A 23,459-nucleotide genomic window follows, 5' to 3' on the forward strand; every position below is an offset into this window, starting at 1 on the left:
CCTTCCCAGTTTTGGCCACCAACCTTTTTAAGCCCTCTCCCTACCTGAGCTGGCGAGGTGAGATAGTTGGTCTGGGAGACTCCTTACTTTTCATACGCCGTGAGAGAGCTTCCGAAGGGCTGTCAGCTCTGCGTTAGGGGTGAGAAGCTCGTTCTTTTCACTACCGGAAAGTGTCCGAGGGACTGCTTCTACTGCCCCCTCAGCCCCTGGAGGAGAGAAGACGTCGTTTACGCCAACGAGAGACCCGTTAAGAGCGTTGATGATGTCATCAGGGAAGCTTTGATACAGGAAGCTAAGGGGGCTGGGGTTACTGGTGGAGATCCGCTTGCGAGACTTGAGAGGACCGTTGAGTACATCAGAGTCCTGAAGGAAAACTTTGGGAAGGACTTCCACATCCACCTCTACACCACCGGAGCTCTCGCAACCGAAAAGGCCCTCTCAAAGCTTTACGATGCTGGGCTGGACGAGATACGCTTCCACCCGGATCTCTTCAATCCAAGCTCCAAGCTCTTCAAGGTTGAGATAGAGAACATAAAGAGGGCCTTCGACTTCGATTGGGACGTCGGTGGAGAGATCCCCTCTATTCCAGGACAGCTTGACAGAATGAAGTGGTACGCGGAGTTTTTAGATAAGCACGGTGCTAAGTTCCTCAACGTGAACGAGCTTGAGTTCAGCGAGATGACGCTTAAAACGCTCCTCGACATGGGCTTCCAGCCAGTCAGTGACGAGAGCTCTGCTATAAAGGGCTCCCTTGAGCTGGGTCTTGAGTTCCTGGAGTGGGGGGAGGATAACACCTCCCTGAGCTACCATCTCTGCACGGCGAAGCTGAAAGATGCAGTCCAGCTCAGGAACAGGCTGAGGAGGATGGCGAGGAACGTGGCTAAACCTTACATGGAGATAACGGAAGAGGGGACGCTGCGCTTTGGCATAGCCGAGTACGATGACCTTGACGAGCTCTACGAGTTCCTGATTGAAGAGGTGGAAGTCCCAAGGGAGTGGCTCTACGTCAACCGCGAGAAGGGCAGGATAGAGATGCCTGAGGAGGTTGCGGTCGAGCTTGCCGACGCGATAGAGGGGGACGTGAAGTTCTTCATCGTGGAGGAATACCCGACGTGGGACAGGCTTGAGGTGGAAAGGATTCCACTTCCTTAAGCTTTTTGCTTATTCACCATTTCTGGTCTTAATTCGCTGAACTCCCTCCTCAGTACCGCCATCTGGGATGGCTCCAGTGCCCTTGGGTCTACAATCACAACGAGGGTTGCTCCTTTCACCAGGAGGTTGTCCTTCAGGGTTGTCAGAAACTTCATCACACTGTTGAACCCGTTCTCCAGAACCAGGTATTCGAGCCCCTCCACTATGACAACAGTGTCCTTATCGGCGTTCTCAATAAGCTTATGAAGTATAGCCGGAAGGCGGAGGGGATCTATGGCGTTCTCGCTAGGCACTTTGCTGAGCCAGAGGTATGGAACACCTATTTCCTTGAAGGACTCTGGATTTCTTGTAAGTGCGATGGCTTTCTTACCTCTTATAAGTTTGAGAACGTTCGAAACGTCGGTGTCGGTGACAATGTGTGTTCCTCTTGCCAAGGTTGGATCCCCATTAAAAACTCTTGAAGGGACAATACGAACCCTAACCTTCCGCATGTAGTCAACCAGGTAGTACGTTCCAAGGATTAAAGCAAAGGAAATTATTATGTCGTCGAGGATTTTAGTAAACTCTGTCGGATATACATCGTTTACAACATCAGCAAGAAAACTGAGCCAGAGTACCAGGGTGACAACGGCACCCTTTCTCAAGAGGCTTGGAGGCAGCGTAATCTCAAAAATTCGATGATATTTGTACAGGATAAAGAGGGCTAACGTAACGACAGCGAACTTGAGTATCTCGATGTCGAGCTTCAGCATAAACTCCGCCATGATCTCACATTTTTAACTGGAACATGTCAACCTAAAAGACTTTCGCTTTGTTATTGTAGGCATTCCAACGATGGAATATCGTACTGTGTGTTTGAATCATTTTGTGATATTGTCTCTAAGAAAAATGCTGCCTAAAATGTGTATAAATAAGAGAAGACAAAAAGAGAAGGCCTCAGCCTTCGACCTTCTCAATCCCTATCTTCGCCTGGACTTCTGGCCACTCGACGACGTAGCCCTTTGCCTCCTCGAAGCGAACTTCCACCGCTCTCGTCTCGCGCATTATGTAGTCGAGGTTCTCCTGGAGGAGCTCGCGGTTCTCGTCCGTGGTCTCTATGGTGACCTTAATGCGGTCGTTGACGTCGAGGTCGAGCCTCTTGCGCATCTCCTGTATCCTCCTGACGAACTCCCTCGCCAGTCCCTCAGCCAGGAGCTCCCTCGTTAGGGTCTTGTCCACGAAGACCCTTCCGCCTTCAAACTCCTCAGCAACAAGGAAGTCTGGTAGCTTCTCCTCGACGTTCAGGTGTTCTCTCGTGAGGTGGAAGGTCTTGCCTTCTATCTCAACGTCCATCTCGCCCTTCTCGTAGAGCTCTTTGCCGTGCTCACTTATCCACTGGGAGACCAGCTTTGCATCGCCCTTGAACTCGGGTCCAACTTTCGCGAAGTTCGGCTTTATGATGAGCTCGCGCTCCACTTTTCCAACGGTAACTTCCTTGGCATTGAGCTGATCCTTGAGTATTCTGTTGAGCCTCTCGACGGCCTTCACAACGGTCTCGTCTTCAGTCTCGATGATTATCCTCCTGACTGGATAGCGGAGCTTTATTCTGGCCTTCTGCCTGGCGCTTGAGCCCGCCTCGACTATCTTCCTGACGTACTCCATTTCCCTCTCAAGCTCCTCGTCTATTGCCTTCTCGTCCGCCTCCGGCCAGTCAAGCATGTGGACGCTCTCGACACCGACGAAGGGCCTTACAAGGTTCTGGTATATCTCCTCGGCTATGTATGGCGTGAACGGCGCCATCAAGCGGAGCAGGACGTCAAAGACCTTCCAGACGGTGTAGTAGGCCGCTAATTTGTCCGGGTCATCTCCTTCAACCCACATGCGCTTCCTGATGAGCCTTATGTACCACCTGCTCAGATCCTCGACGACGAAGTTGTAGATGGCCCTAGTAGCCTTAGTGAGCCTGAAGGTCTCTATTCCGTCGGTGACTTCACCAATGAGGCTGTTTACCCTGCTGAGTATCCACCTGTCCTCCTCGCGGAAGGGAAGCCCTTCTGGCTTGAGCTTGGTCGGGTCGAAGTTATCGAGGCCCATGTAGGTGGCGCTCAATACGTAGACGTTCCAGAGTATGTTGAGCATCCTCTTGACCTGTGCCAGACCCTTCCAGCTGAAGCGCAGGTTCTCCCAGGGGTTCGTCGCCCAGAGCATGTAGAACCTGAACGGGTCTCTACCCTCCTTCTGGACGACCTCCTCGGGCCTTATGATGTTGCCGAGGCTCTTGCTCATCTTGTCACCCTTCTCATCGAGGACGTATCCGTGCATCGCGACGGCCCTGTACGGAACGGTGTCGAAGGCGATGACGCTCGCGGCCTGCTGGGAGTAGAACCACTTTGTAACCTGGTCTTCGCCCTCAACTATGAAGTCAGCCGGCCAGAGCTTCTCAAACAGCTCCTTGTTCCTTGGGTAGTCGAGGGAAGCCCAGCTCGCTATTCCGCTGTCGAACCAGACATCCACTACGTCCTTAACCCTTCTCATTTCCTTGCCGTTGACCTTTATGATAAAGGCATCGACGTAGGGCCTGTGGAGGTCTTCTGGGCCGAGCTTCTCCTCTATTACCTTCAGCTTCTCCTCGTAGTCCTCCGGTAGGTCAACCCTCTCGCCGTTTATCTCGAGGGCAACGCTCTTCTCGACAAGCTCTTTGAACGATCCAATGACGTAGTATTCCCCGTCCTCGCTCTCCCATATCGGGAGCGGGATTCCCCAGTATCTCTGCCTGCTTATGACCCAGTCACCGCTATTCATGACGCCGTTGTCGTATCTCACCTTCACCCAGTCGGGGTACCACGTTACCTTCTCGTCGTTCTCTTTGATTATCTGATCCTTGACCTTGCTGACCTTGAGGAACCACTGATCGGTGGCGCGGAATATGAGCGGGGTCTTACAGCGCCAGCAGTGCGGATACTTGTGCTCTATCTCTCCAGCTTTGACGAGGTAGCCCTTCTCCCTGAGGTACTCGATTATCTCCGGGTCGGCGTCCTTAACATAGACGCCCTTCCACTTACCTTCTGTGTACCTTCCGGCGTCGTCAACCGGGCTGTAAACCGGCAGACCATAGCGCTGGCCGACCTCGAAGTCCTCCTCACCGTGGCCGGGAGCCGTGTGAACCAGTCCGGTACCTTCCTCAAGCGTAACGTGCTCGCCGAGGATTACGCGGTGCGCCCATTCGTACTTCTCGCGGAACTCCTTCTGAGCGGGGTACTCCTCAAGGAGGACGTGGGTATAGCGTATTCCCTCAAGCTCCTCGCCTTTGAACGTCTCAACGATCTCACCCTTAACTCCTACCTCGCTGAGAACCCTCTCCACGAGGACCTTTGCCATTATCCAGTACTCCTCGCCGTTCTCGGTCTCGACCCTAACCTTAGCGTACTCGTACTCCGGGTGGGCGGTAACGGCGAGGTTTGCTGGCAGTGTCCACGGTGTGGTAGTCCAGATTATTAGGTACTCTTTCTCCTTCCCCTCAACCGGGAACTTGACGTAGATGCTCGGGTCCTTCCTCATCTTGTACTCGCCGCGGACCTCGTGCTCAGCAAGAGCCGTCTGACACCTCGGACACCAGTGGAGGACGCGCTTGTCCTTCTCGAGGAGGCCCTTCTCCCACGCTTTCTTGAGCGTGAACCAGCCGGATTCGATGTACTCGTTCTTTATCGTCATGTATGGGTTGTCCCAGTCCATCCAGATGCCGAGCTGTTTGAACTGCTCGGTCATGATCTTGAGGTTGTTGAGGGCGAACTCCTTGCACTTCTTTATGAAGTTGTCAACACCTATCTTGGTTTCTATCTCGCGCTTGTTCTTCAGCTTCAGCGCCTGCTCGACCTTGACCTCTATGGGAAGGCCGTGCATGTCGAAGCCAGGCTGTCTCCTGACGTTGTAGCCCTGCATTGTCCTGAAGCGGATTATCATATCCTTGATTATCTTATTCCACGCTGTTCCGAGGTGTATGGCACCGCTGACATAAGGAGGCCCGTCGAGGAAGTAGTACTTCGGGCCGTTCTCCCTGAGCTTTTTCACCTTCTCGTAGGTGTTGTTCTCTTCCCAAAAGCGCTCTATCTTCTCCTCGAGCTGACCTGGGCTGTACTCCCTAAACTCTGGCTCCCTGATCATGGAAAACCCCTCCAGAAATGATAGTCAATGCTAACCCAGAAGAGGGCTTCAGGCCTCGAAACGGGCGAAGCGGAGGATAAAACACTCCCCCCTCATGGGTATCGGGCAAAGTTGGGAAGTCTGCTTATAAGGTTTTTGGATGGTTCTCCAGCGATCGACGGTGATTGGACAATCCCTTTAAGCCCTCTTTCTTTCCTGAAGTTGGTGGTAGAATGAAAGTTGCCGTAGGCTCAACCAAACCCTGCCAAAGTTGAGGCCGTCAGGGAGGTCTTTCGAGAGATATACGGTGAAGTTGAGGTAATCCCCCTTGAAGTTGACAGTGGAGTTCCAGACCAGCCGGTTGGACTTGAGGAGACGGTTAAGGGGGCTATCAACAGGGCTATGCGGGCCATTGAGAAAGCTGGTGCGGACTTTGGCGTTGGAATAGAGGCCGGCCTCTACCCAATTGACAGGGAAGGCAGGATAACCCTCGGCCACGGGCCGGGCTTTGAGTACCCTCTAGGAGTAATCAGGCGGGTGTTTGGGGAAGGTGTTGAGGTTGGAATAGCGATGGGAGAACTCGTAAACGACCCCGAACTGAAGAGGAAGATCGGTGCGATAGGAGTCTTAACCCACGAAAGGCTCGTGAGAAAAGAGCTGAACAAGCTGGCCATGCTGATGGCCTTGGTCCCGAGGCTGAACCCCGAGTGGTATTGACCTGTGAGAATGTGCCCTCCCCGACCGCCCCCCGGTCACCGCTCCCGGGAGTGTGAGGGGGGAGGGCACTGGGAGTTTGGCGTTAGGGAATTTAAGCGTTCTCCTCTACCTTCCTCTCCTCCTCGGGTTCGCCCTTCCTCCTGCTCTCGTTCTTGATGACCTGTATGACGTAGTCGATGAACTTCCTGACCTCCTCGAGGTCCTCCTCCGGGATGTCTGCTATCTTCTTGTTCTTTGTCTTGTATGTCAGAAGCTTGAGAAGTGCGAGCCTCCCAAGGGCCGTCTTCGTGCTTATCTCTCCCTCCTTCCAGTCCCTCCAGATGGCGTTGGCTATGCCGTAGAACTCAGGAATGCTGTCGAGGCCCGGGTCTCCAACGTCGATGACTTCCTTGCCGAGGTACTTATAGCGCTTCTCCTTCTCCTCCTTCGTGAACTCCTTAATCTTCCCCCTAACGTACTCGTGGACCATACGGCCTCACCTCCAGAGAAGGTTGGATTCAAAATTTATTAACCTTTCGTTAATTTTTCCTGACCTCGTTCAGAATTCCGCTCATGATTAGCGTTGCACCCAGGTAGCCCCTAAGGGAGAGCGTCTCACCCAAAGTTATGTAAGCTGCAAGCGAGCCGAACACTGGCTCGGAGGAGTAGATCAGAGCCGCCCTCTGGGCCGTCGTGTACCTCTGGTACTTGAGCTGGACTGTGAAGGCTATCACCGTGGCGAAGACCGCCGTGTATATGACGCCCATCCACGGGAGGATTTCCTGTGGAAAAACAGGCTCTTCAAATGCCAGTGCGAAGACTGCCGAAAAGACGAAGTTCCAGAACAGCTGCCAGAAGGTCAGGCTCAAATAATCTTTCTCACCGAACTTGTGGACAAGGACTATCTGGAAGGCAAAACTCACCGCGCAGAGCAGTGTGAGGAAATCACCGTAGTTTATTGACGTCCCCGCACCGGATATCAGGTAGAGGCCGATAACCGCCAGAATGAGCGAGGTCAGATCCATCTTGGTTATCCTCTCACCGAGCATGAAGTATGCAATAAAGGGTGTAAAGACAACGTAGAGAGAGGTTATGAAGGCTGAGTTCGAGGCCGTCGTGTATTTGAGGCCGACTATCTGGAAGCCGTGTCCAAAGAAGAGGGTCAGGCCAAGGATGAAGCCTTCCTTAAACGTCTCGCGCTTTAGGGCCTTTCTCTCAAAGATAAGGAGCATGAGGAGTGAAGCCAGACCGAAGCGGTAGGCAAGAAAGAGTATCGGCGGAAAATAGTCGAGGCTAACCTTCATGGCCGGAAAAGTGAAGCCCCAGAAGACCGTGACACCCAGGAGTGCAAGTTCGGCTTTTTTCATCGGAAGTCGTCTGATATGGAGCTTAAAAATCTACTCCCCGGGCCCGTTGATGCAGCTCATATTCATAGCCAGGAGCATCTCGACGAAGCCGCTTTCAAGGTTCTCCTTTATCTTCGGGAGCAGCCTGCGGAAGTCCTCTATTGTGAGAGGACTCTTGTCCTTGAGCCACTTTACCTCCCCGTCGTTTTTATCGAGGACAACAACTTCTCCCTCAGTGATTAGAGGGAGGTAGTTCATCTTGACACCGTACATCTCTTCGGCGAAGGCGAGCTTTGCCCTCAACAGTTCAAGGTAGTTAGCGAGTTCTTCTCCGAGAAGCTCCCTTATCTCCCTTCTCATTCTTCCACCGAAAGAGATTGGATGTACACCTTTATTAGGTTATCGGGCAATTTTGGGTAACAGTGTCTTGTTCAGATAGTCGAAAGCTCCATAAAGGGCCGTTGAATACTCCCCTGTAAGGTGGTGCCCATGATGATGAAGCGCTCCTATCACTTCCACGCTTATCAGCCGGGGGACATAGTCTATGTTCACGACGGATCGGGATGGGATCCGATAAAGTACTCCGAGCGGCTCAGTCCGGTTTCGCTGAAAATCCGGGACATCGAGGTCAAGGGGAGGAACTGGACGAGGGCCGTCATAAAGGCCTATGAGTATGCTGGAGAAGTCCTTGGGAGTTTGCCCGAGAAGAGTGTCAGCGTTGATTTTGAGCCGTTTACCCTTTACATGATACTCAGGTACAAGCCCAGGATATACAGCGAAATAGTGGAGCTTCTTGGGAGTCACGTTGAAGCGGTTCCTACGACTCCTTTCCATCCCATAATGCCCCACCTTGGCAGGTTTGATCAGGAGGTTCTCGCGAGGGTCTCCTTTGACTTTTATACCCCTTTTATCGGGAGCTCGGACGTCGTTGGCTACTGGCTTCCTGAGGCCGTCATAACGAGGGAGACGGCGGAGATCATCGCAAAGGCCGCCGGGAGAGAGGTGGTCTTCCTTCTCGATGAGAGACAGTTCGTCGGCCTCAACATTCCCCAGGCAAAGTACTCCTGCAACACCTACCGGGCCGGAGAAAAAACCGCGTACGCCTTTGGGAGGGATCACCAGCTCAGCGACGCGTTTGCCTTCAACACCCTTGACGTAGAGGGGCTTATTCGGGCGGTGGCTGAGGGGAGAGTCGACGTCTTTAAGGAAAAGGAGGGAATCCCCTACCTAGTTCATCTCGCGAGCGACCTTGAGGCCCTCCTGGCCAATCCGCAGCAGCTAGACCGCTTCCTTGGGTGGATGCGGGGGCTTGACGAGAGGGGTGTTGAAGGCGTGAACGCAGTCGAGTTCGTCCGCAGGAAGAAAAAAGGAGAGTACAAAAAGCTCGAAGGGGAGTGCAGTGAGCACTTCAGGATAAACATAAAGGACTACTCCAGCTGGAGCGACTACTACGACCTCAGCGTTGACGGCAGAACCGGCGATATGAGATGGCTCGGAATGAGGCGGGAGGACGGCAAGGGCATAAACCGCCTCTACAAGGGCAAAAAAGTTTCACAGCTCTGGAAGTACGCCTTCACCAAGCTCTTCCGTGAGCTTAACAGGGCCGTCCGCTTTGGGGTTATTGACCTGATCAAAAAGGAAAATCCCGATGCTACTAGGGAGGAGGTCCAGGAGTTCCTTGTTAGATATTCAAGGGTCTTCTTCCGCGAACACTACGAGTACTTCGAGATGGAGACGGGGATCGACTACATCATGGAGCCGATAGACGGCGTTGATCCAACGCTGGCCATGAAGCTTGGCAGAATATACTACCTGATGCTCCTGGCCAACCACTCCTGCCCCCGCTTCTGGGAGAACATAGACACGAGGGTCACCTTCGGCAACGTCGCAGTCATTAGCAAGGCCCTCATAGAGCTGATGGAAGTCTATATGAAGGAGGAACTTGGAGAAAGGGCCAACTTCCTCCTCCTTGAGTACATGAAGCTCCTGGCTTTTCCACAGCTCTACTACGACTACGACCTCTACAAGCTCCCCGGATTGGAGGGCTGGGAAACCACTGAAGAGGCCTGGTTCGAATCACTAAAGAGCGAGGTCCCCAACAGCTCCTACAACGTTGTCACGAGGGCGGCGCTTTACACTGGAAAGGAGGCCCTCCCCGATGAGGTCAAGGACGCCCTGGGGATACTCTACGATTTCGAGGGGGCAGTTGCGGATACAGGGCACATACCCGGTGAGGCGCATGGGCACTGGGAGAACCGGGAGTGGTGCGAGCACAGGGGATAACTTTTTAAGTTTTGCTCCCCTAATTTTATGACGGTGGGTTATGTGGAAGAGCAGGAGTCGAATAAGAAAGTTGAAGATGGGCTGATAGATTGCCTTCAGAGGGGCTTCAGCTGGGAGTTCTGCTCAAAATTGGAGGATGCTCTCAACCGTCTTCAGAATCTGAGGAGTGATAAGAAAAGAAAGACCTTTCTGCTAATCTTACTGTTTAAGGCCGTCCTTCTCTCTGCTCAGGAAGAGGTAAGCCTCGTTCTCTAAAGACCTCGGTACGTAGTCCACGAGCATCTCTGCTGCCCTTATTGTCTCCCTCAGGTTCTTCCCGAGGGCTACCTGGTTCTTCTCAAGCAGTTCCCTAATGACGTCAATGATATTTTCTTTTACCCTCTTCTCCGCGTAGAGCCTCTTGCCAACGAGCCAAACCCTCTCGTTCTTCCTGTAGAAGTCCCGTCCTCGTTCTGTGAAGAACTCCGGCCCGGGATGGATTTTTACCCTTGGCCTATCAATCCTATCGATTTCGAGCATTATGAATGCCTTTTCAGCGCCATACCGTCCAGCGTTCCACCCGAATACTCCAAAGCCCTCCCTCGACAGGGCTTTCTCAAACCCCCTCGCGCTTCTCTCAAGCTGTGGGAAGAGCAGGTCGTCCACCATTTCCGGAACGTCAAAGAGAAGCGTTATTAGGTGAGTCCCCTTTCTCCTCAGCTCCGCCAGATAGTCCCCTCCAGTTTTCCCCGTAGGGAAGAAGAACTCAAGCGATGGCCTCCGCAGAAACTCGTCCGCCTTGAAATAGAACCTTCCGTACTTCTCCCAGCTCAGGTTAGCGGCCACGTTCCTTCTGGGGTCAACGGGGTCTATGACAACGAGAGGCTTGTCCTCTTCAACTTCCCTCTTTACTGTTTTCATCGCTATTTCGGGTTCCCTTTTCAGCCAGCCTGCAGGGTCGATAACCTTCTGCCTCAGTATGAAGTCGGCCTTTTCGAGGACTTCAGCAAAAGAGCCGTACTTTATCACGAGTATCTCCGAGAGGTATCCCGAAAAACCTCGGACGTATATCTCGCTCCCGTAGGCGGCTATTCCTTTAAGGAAGCGTTTGAGCAGTCTAACCTCGTTGTTCTTTCCGTTGATGTTCTCGTTCACCCACTTTGTGTGGAGAATTGAGCGGTCAACGGCGGTTCTCACATCTTTCCAGTCCCTCACGTCGTAGCAGGGAACTAAATCGACTTTAACGCCCCTGTATTTAGCCCTCACGTATGGATGCTCCGCGTAGGCTATTTCGTATTCTCCAAGTGTTTTCCCTATTTCCTTCCCAAGCTCCAGTCCCTTTTCCCTCACTTCTTCAAGAGGTGTGTCGAGCGGGAAGGCGAGAAAGAGATCAACGTCGTGGTCTCCGGCTAGGTAGGTATCCTTGGCGAGGGAGCCGACGAAGTAGGGCTTAACATCAATGCCCAGCTCTTCTGCCTTTTCTCTCGCTATCTCCTCAAGTTCACCCATCAGCTCCCTAACGAAGGCCCTTTCATCTTCGGTTGGCACGATTTTCTGGAGAACTTCGGAAATGACCGCTTCAAGCTTCATCCCCTTTCCTCCGGCTCTTTGAGCTCAAACCTCGCGACTGTCTCGTATATTGGGCCCTTCGGCGTTAGCGTGCTCTTCTTCAGCTCTATTGCCTCGACCTCGAATTCTCCAAAGTCCTCGTTGGCGAGGTCTTTCAGGGCCATGGCAAGCTCGAGCTTGTCCCTGACGAACTTGACCCTGCCAATGGTGATATGAGCGACGAAGTCCTTCTCCTTCTTGAAGCCGAGCCTTCTCATGGCCTTCTCTACATCTTCAGCTATCGCCCTTATCCCCTCGTCGTTCTCTATCCCCGCCCAGATGACCCTAACGTAGTTCGGGTTCGGGAAGACTCCTATACCTTTCACCCTAACGCGGTGCTTCTTGTGCCTCTTTGCTATCTCCGCCAGTGCCCTCTTAACTTCCTCGGCGGTAGTCTCATCTATCTCTCCAAGGAACTTGAGCGTCACATGGAAGTTCTCCCTCTCGACGAACTTTATCTTTGCCGCTTTGTTCCCTATCCTCCCCCGGGCCTTGAGCAGGTTGTCCCTAACCTCGTCGCTGACTTCTATCGCTATGAACGCCCTCATGGTATCACCAAGAAGAGTGGGGGCGGGAGAATAAAAACCTCACTCCCTCACAACAACGGGAAACTCCTCCCAGGGGAAGACGATCCACTTGTCCGTCCTGAAGACGTAGAAGTCCGGAACTACCTTCGTCCAGGGCTTCATGCTGAGGCAGGCGACCTTAACCTCGCTTGCCCCAGCTTTCTTCACTTCCTCGATGACAACTTCGAGGGTCTTTCCGGTGTCGCTGACGTCGTCCACAATAACGACCTTCTTTCCTTCAAGCGAGCCGTGGAGTGGGATGTTTATGACCGGCTTCTCCATTCTCTCATCTATGTCCTTGTAGAACTTGACGTCTATGACCTTCACTTCGAGGTCGCCGAGGATATGGCTGAGCCTCACAGCCGGGATAAGCCCGCCCCTCGCGACTCCAACGATCACATCCGGCATGAAGTTCTTCCTCAGCTCGTCCGCCAGAGCGAATATTGCCCTGTCAACCTGCCACCAGGTGAGGTAAACCTTGTCCATGTCAACACCTCCGAATAGCGCGGGCTTTAACCCTTTGGCCTTAAGGCTTTTGGCTGATGGATAGAAGTAAAAGTCTCGGGCTTAAAAAGTCTCCGTTGGCAGAAAGATGTTAAACATCATATTACAAACAACATTTTGCAAACTATGAGTTTAGGAAAAATTTATATTCGTATTATATAACTTTCCAACGCAAACATAACATGGAGGTGATATCTTGGAGTTGGGACTTCTTGCTACTAAGATTAGTCAGGTAGGGTTGGAGCCAGGCCACGGACCTGATGGGATTCCAATTCCAATATGCATGGCCTGTTGCTTGTTGGGTGGTGGTGGGGTTAATCCCTATTGACGTTTGTTTATTTTTTAACTTAAGAGGGGGTATTGTGATGAGTATAGAAACTTTGGAAAAAGTCTACCCGGTTCCTCGTGAGAGACTCATTATGAGAAGGGATAGCTATGGCGTCGTAGCCATGGTGTATCCATTTGGGGGCACCCTTAGAATATTGCACCCCTCTGAAGCTGTGATAATCGCGCTGTGCGATGGCACAAGAACGATTGGGGACATCATTGATATCGTTTCGAGGATATTTAATATTGACCGCACACGCTCAAGGAACTACGTGGAGCATATATTTAACACGTATAACGAGTATTTCCAATTCTCGAACTTGCCTCTGGAAAGTACTGTCAGTTATGACCCAATGGACTTTGTATATTCGCCGAAAAGCTTTAAAAACTTCAGGCATTACTTGGAAAGTCCTCTTGGAATTACCTATGTATGTACTAAAGTGTGCCATCTGAGGTGTAAATACTGCTACGCAAATTCTGTACACATCTCAGACAGTATGAATAGTTCAATTGATAGTCCTCTATCTTTAGAAATCCTTGAGAAAATAGTTAGGGATTTCAAGGAGAATGGGATTAAATTTGCCCTGTTCTCTGGCGGTGAGCCTTTGTTGTTAAAGGATATTCATAAGAGAGTAGAACTGTTTACGAGAAATGATATTCGCGTTTTTATCTCAACTAAATACCCTGTAAGCAGGAAAAAGAGTGAACAGCTCAAGAAAGCGGGGATAAAGGAGATACAAGTTAGCTTGGACTCGTTTATTCCGGATATTGAAGATGAATTAGTCGGTGTGCCTGGGATGTTTTATAAACTAATTAGATCCATAGAGAACCTAATTGAAGCGGGAATAGAGGTATGGGTCAACACGGTGTTGACATCAAAGAATATTTACGAGTTCCCAAAATTTGTCAGGTTTCTGAATAAACTGGGAGTCAAACGGGTTACTCCCTCATTATACACGGTTCCTATAGGGTGGGCTTCCAGATATGCTTCGGAGTTGTTGCCCTCCTCAGAGCAGCTGTCCTGGCTATCCCGTGAGCTTAAACAAATTAATCCCACTCGAGAGGAGTCCATAAACGTAGATTATTTTACTCAGTCTAATGGTATCTCTCTTGATAAGCAGGTTCAGACTATGAGTTCATTCCAGAGGCAGCTCTGTGGTGGGGGACGGGTGGGGCTGGTAATGTTGCCCGACGGTAGAGTGACTGTGTGTGAGAGGTTAGCCAATTTGGACTGGCTGATTGTGGGAGATTTAAAAAAAGAAAGTGTGCGTGATGTCTGGGAGTCAGAGAGAGTAAGGTGGTTTAGGAACCTGCCTCGGGAACTATATCGGGGCACTCCCTGCTATTCATGCCAGTATTTTGAAACAATATGCCAGCCTCGGGGGATATGCCTGTTGTCAAGTTATGCCTTAAATGGCAGATTTTTTGGTCCGGATTCAATGTGTCCATTTGTCCGGAGGGGGAGGAAGAATGAAAGTAAAGGTTGATAACTTAGTCAAGGTTTATGGTGATGTTATCGCTCTAAAGAACGTTACTTTAAGCTTTAAAGCTGGAAATATTTATGTGTTGCTTGGTCCAAACGGAGCAGGTAAGACTACACTCGTTAAAATAATTTCCGGTCTTATACCTCCAACCTCTGGTGATGTTTATGTCAATGGTTTAAGTGTTACTGAAAACCCCAGTTCGGCCAGGAACATGCTTCGCTTTGTACCCCAGGAGCCTGCCCTTGACTGGTTGCTCTCTGTGTACGACAATCTATATTACTATGCATGGCTTCTAGGTTTGCCTAAAGCGGAAAGGAAAAGGGCTGTTGAGAGGGTACTAAAAAAATTTAATTTAAGTGATTATTCAAACTTTGCTATCAACCAGCTCTCCGGGGGCCTTCAAAGGCGGGTTCAGATTGCTAGAGCGTTCCTAGATGAAACTAGGCCTCTTCTTATACTTGATGAGCCTACTATTGGAGTTGACCCTGTGGGCAAACTTCAGATTTGGGAACTCATAAAAGATGAGACCTCTTCTGGGGATATCCTCACTATAGTATGTACAAATGACTTGAGTGAGGCTGAGTTTTTGGGGGATATAATTGTTTTGTTGAACAAGAAAGTTATTAGAGTTCTTAAAAAAGAGGATATTGCCCTTGAAGACTCTGTTGAGATTGTTACCTCCTCAGAGTCCATAATCGTTAACAGGAGGGAACTCAACAAAACCCTTCTTTCCCTCATTTATGATGGGATTGAGATAAGGTCAGTATCACCAAAGAGACCCTCTCTGATGGATGTGTTTAGAGAGTATTTTGGAGGTGGTTCCGAATGATGAACTTGAGGATCCTACCTCTTGTGTGGAGAGAGCTTAAGGTTAACACCACGACTCATTTTGTTGTAGGCAAGATTATAGTTCCCACTGCATATCTGTTACTTTTTTCTCTTGGGTTTAGTTATGCATTTAATGGATTCTATTTAAATGGTGAACATGTGCCGTATACATCCTTTTTCTTGCCAGGACTGATTGCGCTCCAAGTTTTCCTGAACTACAGCTATGCCTTGAGCATGGTGAGATGGGATAGAATAACCAACTTAATCACAATAATAAAGATTGCGGGAGTTGGGATGGGAGAATACCTGCTGTCCAAGGTGTTTTCAACGGTTTTATATTCGATGTTGCAGGGAGTGTACCTGATTCTACTCGGGGCAGTGTTTTTTGGACGTTTTCCCACTTTCCAGGGTTTTGTGTACATGCTTGTGGGAATATTTGTAGGTTGTGTTTTCTGGGTTGCTCTTGGAGTGGTGCTTGGGATAGTCATAACAAATGATGTTAAAAGGGACATCATTACGACCTTGGTGGGTTTGCCAGCGTCTTTTGCCAGTTCTGTATTCTATCCCTTGAATATGATACACTCGAGTATTTTCAAAGCTATTGTTTTGCTGAATCCCTTGACGTATTTGGCTCAGTTCCTAAGGAACGCATATCTGTTTGGAACATTTGATACCACATCCTTTTTAATATTGCTTGTTGCCTCCGGGTTGTTATCTCTCCTAAGTTATTACACAGCCAGAAATGTGTAGTTTAACCTGGAGTGTCACTCCTTGTAAATTTTATCATGAAGAATAAAATGGGAATTCCTCAGCTTATGACGCACTTGCTCCAGCCGCAACGCGGGCAGGTTGCGCAGCCGCTCTCCATTCTGAGCTCCACCAGTTCGCCGTCCTTCTCGTAGCAGACGGGACAGTAGGCAACTCCGAGGAGCTCCTTTATTTTTTCCTCTGGAATCTCCGGCCTCTCGGCGTGGTGCGGGTGCTCGTGGGCGGGCTTGATGGCGGAGACGTGGGATACTGAGAAAGTCAGTCCACCCGCCTGGGTACTCTTCTCCTTTCCGTTCGTCCCGTTCAGGATGGCCTCGACGTTGATGAACCTTGAAAGCCACGGTTCGGCCTCGACTATCGCCCTCAGCTTCTCGACGGCGTAGTCGCTCGGCTTCGCGGGAACCCTCTTCTTCTTTTCACCCTCGACGCTGTAGACCTGAACTGACAGCGAGCCGTCGCGGTAGACGGTAACTCCTTTACATCCGAGCTTGTAGGCGAGCAGGTAGGCGGCCTTCACATCTTCAACGGTGGCGTCGTTCGGCATGTTTATCGTCTTGCTCGCTGAGTCGGTCAGCCAGAGCTGGATGTTCGCCTGGGCTAAGAGGTGGTCGAGCCAGTGGATGTCCATGGCCGTGACGAAGACCCTTTGCATGTCCTCCGGGATTTCCTCAAGGCCCTGTACAGAGCCATAGTTGTCGCTTATCTTCTTGAGTATCTCGTCGCTCCAAAGGCCGCGCTTCTTGAGCTCTGCTTCAAAAACCGGGTCGACGTAGTAGAACTCCCCAACGGTAACGCTCTTCTTATAAACGAGAGCGAATATCGGCTCGATTCCGCTTGATGTGTCGGCTATCATGCTGACGCTCCCAGTCGGCGGGCAGGTGGTCACCATTCCGTTCCTCACACCATAGCGCTTGATGTCCTCAACCAGCTCGTCCCAGGGCAGGTTCCATACCTCCCTGTGGTAGAAGCCCTCAACCGGCAGTTCTCCGTCCTTGTATTTCGTCTTCTCATAGAGCGGGAACGGGCCGCGCTCCTTGGCGGCTTCAACGCTCCTCTTGTAGGCGTAGAATGTCAGGTACTCTGTGGCCTTCCTCATGAAGTCAAAGCCCTCTTTGCTGTTGTAGGGAATGCCGAGCTTGAAGAGCGCGTCGGCAAGGCCCATCATGCCAACGCCGATTCTCCTTGTGAGCTTGGTGTTCCTGTCTATCTCCGGGAGCGGGAACTTGTTTACATCGATTGCGTTGTCGAGGTATTTGGCGACCTTCTGAATCACGTAGGCGTACTCGTCCCAGTCGAAGTACGGCTTGCCCTCGTCGTCGTACTTCACGAACTTTGCGAGATTTATGCTGGCTAAATTACAGGACTCGTACTCGTAGAGGGGTTCTTCTCCACAGTTGTGGCTCATGAAGCCGTTGCTTATGTACGAGTGGTATTCGGGAACGGTAAAGTCATAGACGATCTCCTCACCGAGGACTTCCACGCTCTCGACAGTAACGACTGGCTCGTCGATCTTCGTCTTTTTGAGGCTAAGCTTCTCCATCTTGTAGCCATTGAAGCCGATCTTCTCCGCAAAGAGCTTCCTGCTGTAGTTCGCTATGACGAGCTCGTAGTAGCCCTTCGCCCTGTAGGTTCTCTCCTCTCCGTCCTTGGTCGTGTATTTGAACTCGGTGGGATAGGGCCTCTCGTATATCTTGGAGAGTATTCCAAAGAGCAGAAGAAGATCTTGGACGTCTCTGAGGAGCTCCCTGTCCTTCGATGTAAGCCTTATCGCATTGTCGTTGTCAACGTAGCCGTCGGCACTGAACAGTCCCCTAAGAAACGCCGCTATCTCGCTTGGCTTGAGCCTGTAGACTATCTCTGGAACCCTCTTCTCATTGCTTCCAACGAGGCTCTCAAGCCACCTGTAGGCTTCCCCCCTTACGCCGAGCTTTATCTGGTTGCCGTAGCGGTGGGGTTCAGCCTTAATGTTGAAACGCTCCGCCAGTATCTCCCTAATCTTCCATGCGATCTCTTCCTCCTTCTCGGCGTTGAAGTAGAACCACGCCCTTTTGTCGTTAAGGTTGAGGTAGCCGTCCCCTATGAACCATCCGAGAACGAAGGCAAGGTCTTCCCCTATACTCTCGCTTCCAAAGTCCTCCTCGATTTCAAAGCGCGGAAGGAGTATCTTGTCTCCAGGCTTCAGCTCACCCACTTCTTTCCATCCCTCTGGAGTCATAAGCCTGTGATCAAGTGTTGCCGTTATCTCGTAGCCCTGCTTTGTCTTGACCTTTGCGACTTTCTTCTTCCCTACTTTCCAGACGTAGGCTGGGACGGTTATTGGATCTGCTATTGCGAGGGCTTTTCCGTGGACAGTCTCATATTTGACCTCTTCCTCACCGGGCAGAAGAACCTCAACTGAGTATGCGTAGGGCTCTCCTTCCTCGGCTATTCCATCTACTGCGACGGCCTCCTTCTTTCCTCTCTCCTTCGCGAGGCTGAAGAGTTCCTCTGCCCTGATGTAGCCCTCAGGAGTGAGAACCCTGGTATCTCCAACGACACACGGATTGGTGGCCCTTATCTTTTCGCCCTTTGCAGGCTCCAGAACGTTTCTTCTATTGATGACATCGAAGAAGACAACACCCGGGTCGGCCTTGGCCCAGGCCATATAGGCTAGCTCTTCAAACAGGTTCTTGGGGTCGATCTCCTTGACCCTCTCACCTGTGCGCGGGTTGATGAGCGGATAGCGCTTGCCCTCTTTGAGGGCCTCCCAGAAGTCCTCCCAGAGGCCGACGCTTATGTTGAAGTTGCTGAGGACGTTGGTTCCCGTGTTCTTCTCCTTTGCGTGGATGAACTTCTCTACATCCGGATGCCAGACTTCCAGGATGCCCATGTTGGCACCTCTCCTCACACCGCCCTGCTTTATAACGTCGCTGACGGCATCAATGAGGTGCATGAACGAGACTGGACCTGAGGCTGCTCCTGTCGTTGTTCCAACTAAATCTCCTTCAGGACGGAGCTTCGAGAAGTTGAGGCCAGTATTGTGGACGAAGACCATTCCGTTTTCTCCAGCAAGATAATTCTGGTATCTCTCAACGGTAAGGTCGTAGAAGGTCTTTGGCTCGTTCGTGACGTGGATCTCCTTAACAACCTCAAGCCCTTCGATGAGGTGGAGCATCCTTTTGACGTCCTCGCTCTTTGTAGTGTCGTAGAGTTTTCTCAGCATCTTCACTAGAACGGCCTTGGAAACGCGTCCTCTCCTGTGCCACTGGCCGAGGGATACCTTTTCGTTCTCTATTATAGCCAATGTCTGACTGCCGTTTGTCTTGAACTCAACGCCGTGCTTTGAGCTCCATGCCTTAAACTCTTCAAAGCTGAGCGTAAGACCGAATGATCCACCATTATGTTTGCTGAGAAGCTCCTCAAGTTTCCTTCTCTTTTCGGAGTTCTGAAGGTTCTTTCCTATGAGTTCGTAGAACCTGAGGAGCGATGAGTACTCCTCAACATGCATGACGTAATCAATGCCGTCCTTTCTTGGCTTCTCCCGCATTCTGGCTTTTATCCCAAGGGAATTGAGGTAGTAGGTGATGTCCTCTATTAGCTTTCTGTTTACCATTCCAAGTTCAACACCAGGTTTGCTGTTAACATGTCCTTCGGCGTCAAAGAGGCCGGTTATGAACGACAATACTGCATTCCTATCTTCTTTGAGTATCGGTTGTGGTATCCCATTTGTAATACCTCTCAGAAGCTCTATGTAGTGGGATGTTATCTCCTTTGCTTTTATGTCAATGTAATGGATGTTTCTGTCCCTCTGAAGGCTGTACCTCTTTCCAAAGGTTTTTTCAAGATGATCATTGATTATCCCGAGTGTTTCTGCTGTGTAGTCGTATATCCTGAGTCTGTCGTAAACGTACTCGTGACTTTTGACGTGAGAGCGGTACTTGTCAATGCTTCCGTCCCCAGCTATGAATCCTGCAAGCCAGTAATCCAAAAGGAACTCATTGTCATCATCACTTGGCATTCCGCCAACTAGGATATCTCCCTCTCTGAGTTCATCTGCCCGCTTCTCAACAACGCTGAAGTCCGGTGTTAGGACGAAAAATGGATGCCAGGGGGACGTTAGAATTCTTGTGCCTTTGTTCGTCTTTATCTCGTACTTAGGAACATCCTCGCCGAGCTCGTACTTCCAAAGGACCTTCACCTTTCCTTTGGTGATCTCCCTTGTTGATGGATCAAAGGATTTCACGTATACTGGAACTTCTTCGACGTTTATTCCCCACCGGTTGTACTCAGGGTCATAGAACTCGCCGAGGTCCTTGTACCTCTCGTACATCTCGGCCATCGTCATGATATGTTCTTCGCCCTCGTTTTCAAAGATTATCTTGGCGTTTCCGTCTATACATCCACCCCCGGCCTTCTGTATCATCGCCACGTCGTGGGCCGCTTTCATGATGCTCTCCATATCATCTTCAATCGGGACAACGAAGCAGGCCGAGAGCATCCCGAGCGGCCTTCCGGAGTTGATGAGGGCTGGGGTGTTTGGCATGAAGTACTGTCCCGTCATCAGCCTGAAGTACTCCTCAATCTCGTCCTCGTAGTTGTCAAAGGCACCGTTTTCGAGCATCTTCAGGACTTCTTCTATGGAGAGCTTCATCTGCCCCTTCTCAGCGAGCTCGCGGTAGAGGTTCAAAAGCCTCTCAAAGTGCCACTTGTTGAGCTTGAACCTGCCTATGGAGAACTTTCCGTCGTACTCATCGAGGTTTTCGCGGTATCTTTCAATGGCACTAACGTCCTGTTCGTGTCCACCGTTTTTGTCAAAGACCCTCTCGTCGTAGAGGACCTCGGGGATGACTGCGAGGGTGGCAACCCTCTCGAATAGCTCCCTTGGGCTCTCTATTATTTCTCCCTTCTCGTTCTTTATCAGATAGCGGGAAGCGAGAACGCGGAGCGCGTTGAGTGAGAAGCGCTTGTCTATCTCATCGAGCTTGTCCTTGTTGAGGATTTTCTTCTTTTCTTCGCGGATTTCGGCCTTCTTCTTGCGGTACAGGATGTAGGCCTTTGCTACGTCAAAGAGGCCAGCGCGCATAAGCTCAAGCTCGACTATGTCCTGTATGTTCTCTATGTTCGGAATCTGGCCATCGTAGAGTTCGTTTACTCTCCTGACGACGCGCCTGACAACCTTGTTGAGAAGCTTCTCATCTCTGACGCCGACTTCGAGCATTGCCCTCTGTATAGCCCACTTTATACGCTCCTTATCAAAGGGCACAATTCTACCGTCTCGTTTCATCACTTTTTCAACAGGCATATAAACACCCCTGTCATAATTGATATACATATTCGTGTCTATTGGTATTATGGACAGCGGGTGAGAGTATGGGGGGTGAGGTACATATACCTTACCCCGTTAAATCTTGACAGGATGACAAAAAATGTCTGGGTACTTGCATGATGGAGCAATCACATTAAAAACGGGGGCATCACAACGTTGGACGAATTATCCATCGATTTTTTCGTATATAATCCTCAGCCTGTAGGCGTGTTTCAGCTCTTCTCCTGCCATCATCCGGAATATCTGGGATAGACTTCCTTCTAGGAGGTTAGAAAGCTTTGTGTAGAGCTCGTATGCGTGTTTTTCCCTTATCAGTGCCTCTACTACCAGTTCCTCTAGGCTCTCGGGGTTTGCCCTATCGTCGTGAACCATCGGCTCCAGTTCGAGCTCCTCCATGTAGTCAAGGAGCAGTCCCTTGATTGTGCCCTCCGAAAGAAGGCTCTCAAGGGTCTTTCTGTGCCTCAGCTCCTCTTCAGCGAGCTGAAAGAAGTCATCCCTGAGCTCGGGCCTCTCAAAGAGTGCAAAGGTTTCACCGAGCTTGTATAGGTTGTAGAGCTCGTTTTCCTGCCAGATAACCTTTTCTATGAGCTTTCCTGCGTCCATCTAAAGGACAGCCTCCAGGTACCTTTTCAGCTCCCCCACATCCGGGAGAACGAGGTCCGGCTTTATCTCGCTTTCGGCAACGTCCCTGAGCGTGCTGACGCCCGTGAGCACCATTATGGCCTTCATGCCGAAGCGCTTTGCGAACGCTATATCAGTATCGAGCCTGTCGCCGACCATCCAGAGCCCTTCAACGTCCCCAATCTTGTCCTTGACAACTTCATAGGCAGGTTCGTTGGGCTTGCCGATGATCAGTGGCTCTCTGTCCGTTGATGCTTTGAGTGCTGCTATTATTGCCCCAGCACCGGGGTAGAGACCCTCCTCCGCTGGATAGGTCGTGTCCGGGTTGGTTCCGATGAAGCTCGCCCCGTTCCTTATGGCGAGCGTTCCGTACTTGAGCTTCTCGTAGGTTAGCCCAGGGTCGAGGCCCACAACGACGTGCTTGATTCTCTTCCAGGCGCCTTTCCTAGCATCTTCAAGGCCAACGACCCCCCAGCCGAGGCGCTCCATCTCCCTGAGAAGCCCCTTTCCACCGATGACAAAGATATCTCCGGGTTCGAAGTGCCTCTCCATGTAGAGCCTTGTGGCAAGGCCCGACGTGATTATAACCTCTTCCGGCACGTCTATGCTCATCGAGAGGAGCTTTTCCCGGTACATTGCGGGGTCTCTCGTTGAGTTGTTCGTGAGGAACAGGAAGGGTATTTTCTTCGCTTTCAGGAACTCGATAAGCTCTCTCGCGCCCTTTATTGGCTCGCTGCCTCTGTAGATGACGCCGTCCATGTCGAAGATAATGCCGATTTTTCTCGTCATGGTGGAGAAGAGGGGGGAGGAGTTTAAAAGTTCATCCCTCACGGCCTCACTTCGACGTTGAGTTTGAGGCTCTGTATCGTCCCGTTGATGGCCTTGAGTATCAGGTTTCTAGCCTCGGTCTCCGCGTAGTTTCCGTTTGGCGGTGCTGGGGGCAGTTCCGGCGGTTTATCCTTGAAGAGGAGGAACCAGACCTGCCACTTTCCAGGCTTATCTATGCTGAACGTGTAGTTGGTCTCAAACTGGGGCGTCCAGTTGCCCTCGATGTTAACCGGGACGGAAGGGAGCGTCACGTTGAACCAGCCGGGCATCGGGTACATTTCATAAACGATCGTCGTGTTGGTGGTGTTGTCCCACGTGAGGTTCACCAGCCAGATCTGGACGTAGTAGGTCACGTTCCTGCCCTCGTGGTTGACGATGCCGATTATCACCGTCCCGTTCTGGCCGACCTTTAGCTCGGTGGGGTAGTCTGCCGCTTTTCCCTCAGGGCCGAGGATGTAGAACTCCGTGAAGGCCTCGCCCGGCTTGGGGTGCGTGACCACATAAGCGAGGACTCCTACTGAGGTTATTATGGCCGCTATCAGGACAACGGTCAGGGCCTTGTCAACCCTGCTCGCCTGATCCCACTCAAGCTCCCTCTTGATGTCCTCAAGCGTTATCCACGGAACCCAGGGGTCGAAGGCTTTAGCACGTCTATACATTGCCGCCAACGCAAAAATTACGTTGAAGATCGTTAAGCTGACGAGGACGGGCGTGAGCCTTATCCCCCAGGGCGTGTAGTTCAGGCCGAGGCCGATGAGGGGGACTACCGCTATGCTGAGGCCGAAGCTGAGCGCCAACCTCTCCAGGTTGTCGAGCTCCTTCCTGTTCGGGAAGAGGGCCGTTATGAAGACGTAGCCCGGGAAGAAGAGGACGAAAGCTAAACCGAGGACTTTTCTCATTAGGCTATCGGGGAAGTAAAATATCAGGAGGTCAAGGAGCAGGGAGAGGGCGATGATAGTAAGCAGGTCCCAGTACTTCTTCCACTCCATTCGTCTCACCACACTGTTCATGCCTGATTGGGCGGGGTTTAAAGCTTTGCCATCGT

At 51.1% G+C, this 23,459-nt stretch carries 18 protein-coding genes; 6 read left to right on the plus strand and 12 right to left on the minus strand.

The features are described from left to right. The first annotated feature begins 66 nt into the window (after positions 1-66). A complete protein-coding gene (locus A0127_RS06385) occupies positions 67-1,152 on the plus strand; it encodes a radical SAM protein (protein WP_062389444.1) in 1,086 nt (361 codons plus the stop codon). Here A0127_RS06385 and A0127_RS06390 read toward each other — a convergent pair. Further along, entirely contained in the window at positions 1,149-1,916 is a 768-nt protein-coding gene (locus A0127_RS06390; protein ID WP_062389447.1) for a DUF835 domain-containing protein, read from the minus strand. The two genes, A0127_RS06385 and A0127_RS06390, sit on opposite strands and share 4 nt — an antisense overlap. A 172-nt stretch (positions 1,917-2,088) precedes the next feature. Further along, complete coding sequence (gene ileS, locus A0127_RS06395; RefSeq protein WP_062389450.1) at positions 2,089-5,292, minus strand: isoleucine--tRNA ligase; 3,204 nt, start codon at positions 5,290-5,292, stop codon at positions 2,089-2,091. Positions 5,293-5,571: 279 nt separating this feature from the next. Here ileS and A0127_RS06400 point away from each other — a divergent pair, with 279 nt between their 5' ends. Continuing rightward, positions 5,572-5,988, plus strand: a complete 417-nt coding sequence (locus A0127_RS06400) for a DUF84 family protein (protein ID WP_231855822.1) — start codon at positions 5,572-5,574, stop codon at positions 5,986-5,988. A gap of 91 nt (positions 5,989-6,079) precedes the next feature. Here A0127_RS06400 and A0127_RS06405 read toward each other — a convergent pair whose 3' ends face one another. Genes A0127_RS06405 through A0127_RS06415 form a run of 3 tightly spaced genes read right to left on the minus strand, consistent with a single transcriptional unit; the run spans position 6,080 to position 7,673 of the window. Continuing rightward, positions 6,080-6,457 (minus strand): hypothetical protein, encoded by a 378-nt coding sequence (locus A0127_RS06405; protein ID WP_054840642.1) that lies wholly within the window; start codon positions 6,455-6,457, stop codon positions 6,080-6,082. A gap of 49 nt (positions 6,458-6,506) precedes the next feature. Then, positions 6,507-7,334 carry a DMT family transporter gene (locus A0127_RS06410; protein ID WP_062389453.1) on the minus strand — a complete coding sequence of 276 codons (828 nt, stop codon included), beginning with the start codon at positions 7,332-7,334 and terminating at the stop codon, positions 6,507-6,509. A 30-nt stretch (positions 7,335-7,364) separates the two neighbouring features. Further along, positions 7,365-7,673, minus strand: a complete 309-nt coding sequence (locus A0127_RS06415; protein ID WP_054840641.1) for a phosphoheptose isomerase family protein — start codon at positions 7,671-7,673, stop codon at positions 7,365-7,367. A 129-nt stretch (positions 7,674-7,802) separates the two neighbouring features. Between A0127_RS06415 and A0127_RS06420 the strand changes: the two genes are divergently transcribed. After that, positions 7,803-9,596: a polysaccharide deacetylase family protein gene (locus A0127_RS06420; RefSeq protein ID WP_062389457.1), complete on the plus strand. Its 1,794-nt coding sequence runs from the start codon at positions 7,803-7,805 to the stop codon at positions 9,594-9,596. Between the two features lie 198 nt (positions 9,597-9,794). Here the strand turns inward: A0127_RS06420 and cca are convergent, their stop codons facing one another. Genes cca through A0127_RS06440 form a run of 3 tightly spaced genes read right to left on the minus strand, consistent with a single transcriptional unit; the run spans position 9,795 to position 12,235 of the window. Beyond that, positions 9,795-11,165, minus strand: a complete 1,371-nt coding sequence (gene cca, locus A0127_RS06430) for a CCA tRNA nucleotidyltransferase (RefSeq protein WP_062389464.1) — start codon at positions 11,163-11,165, stop codon at positions 9,795-9,797. After that, positions 11,162-11,731: an RNA 2',3'-cyclic phosphodiesterase gene (gene thpR / locus A0127_RS06435; RefSeq protein ID WP_062389467.1), complete on the minus strand. Its 570-nt coding sequence runs from the start codon at positions 11,729-11,731 to the stop codon at positions 11,162-11,164. Before thpR ends, cca begins: the two co-directional genes overlap by 4 nt. 39 nt (positions 11,732-11,770) lie before the next feature. Next, positions 11,771-12,235 carry a phosphoribosyltransferase gene (locus A0127_RS06440; protein ID WP_062389471.1) on the minus strand — a complete coding sequence of 155 codons (465 nt, stop codon included), beginning with the start codon at positions 12,233-12,235 and terminating at the stop codon, positions 11,771-11,773. A 323-nt stretch (positions 12,236-12,558) separates the two neighbouring features. Here A0127_RS06440 and A0127_RS10500 point away from each other — a divergent pair, with 323 nt between their 5' ends. From A0127_RS10500 to A0127_RS06455, 3 genes are read left to right on the plus strand one after another with little or no spacing between them, the layout of a single operon-like run. Further along, positions 12,559-14,067, plus strand: a complete 1,509-nt coding sequence (locus A0127_RS10500; RefSeq protein WP_197463564.1) for a radical SAM/SPASM domain-containing protein — start codon at positions 12,559-12,561, stop codon at positions 14,065-14,067. Then, the gene (locus A0127_RS06450) at positions 14,051-14,893 is read left to right on the plus strand and encodes an ABC transporter ATP-binding protein (RefSeq protein WP_062389478.1); all 843 of its coding nucleotides are present in this window, start codon (positions 14,051-14,053) and stop codon (positions 14,891-14,893) included. Before A0127_RS10500 ends, A0127_RS06450 begins: the two co-directional genes overlap by 17 nt. Further along, positions 14,890-15,642, plus strand: coding sequence for an ABC transporter permease (locus A0127_RS06455; protein ID WP_062389482.1), 753 nt, complete (start codon positions 14,890-14,892; stop codon positions 15,640-15,642). Before A0127_RS06450 ends, A0127_RS06455 begins: the two co-directional genes overlap by 4 nt. A gap of 58 nt (positions 15,643-15,700) precedes the next feature. Here the strand turns inward: A0127_RS06455 and A0127_RS06460 are convergent, their stop codons facing one another. From A0127_RS06460 to A0127_RS06475, 4 genes are all read right to left on the minus strand, one after another. Further along, complete coding sequence (locus A0127_RS06460; RefSeq protein WP_062389485.1) at positions 15,701-20,941, minus strand: vitamin B12-dependent ribonucleotide reductase; 5,241 nt, start codon at positions 20,939-20,941, stop codon at positions 15,701-15,703. 189 nt (positions 20,942-21,130) lie between these two features. Beyond that, positions 21,131-21,568, minus strand: coding sequence for a ferritin family protein (locus A0127_RS06465; protein WP_054840634.1), 438 nt, complete (start codon positions 21,566-21,568; stop codon positions 21,131-21,133). Next, complete coding sequence (locus tag A0127_RS06470; RefSeq protein WP_062390867.1) at positions 21,569-22,375, minus strand: HAD-IIA family hydrolase; 807 nt, start codon at positions 22,373-22,375, stop codon at positions 21,569-21,571. Between the two features lie 38 nt (positions 22,376-22,413). Next, a complete protein-coding gene (locus tag A0127_RS06475) occupies positions 22,414-23,403 on the minus strand; it encodes a DUF1616 domain-containing protein (protein ID WP_062389487.1) in 990 nt (329 codons plus the stop codon). Positions 23,404-23,459 lie beyond the last annotated feature (56 nt).

The sequence above is a fragment of the Thermococcus peptonophilus genome (assembly GCF_001592435.1).
GTDB classification, from domain to species: domain Archaea; phylum Methanobacteriota_B; class Thermococci; order Thermococcales; family Thermococcaceae; genus Thermococcus; species Thermococcus peptonophilus.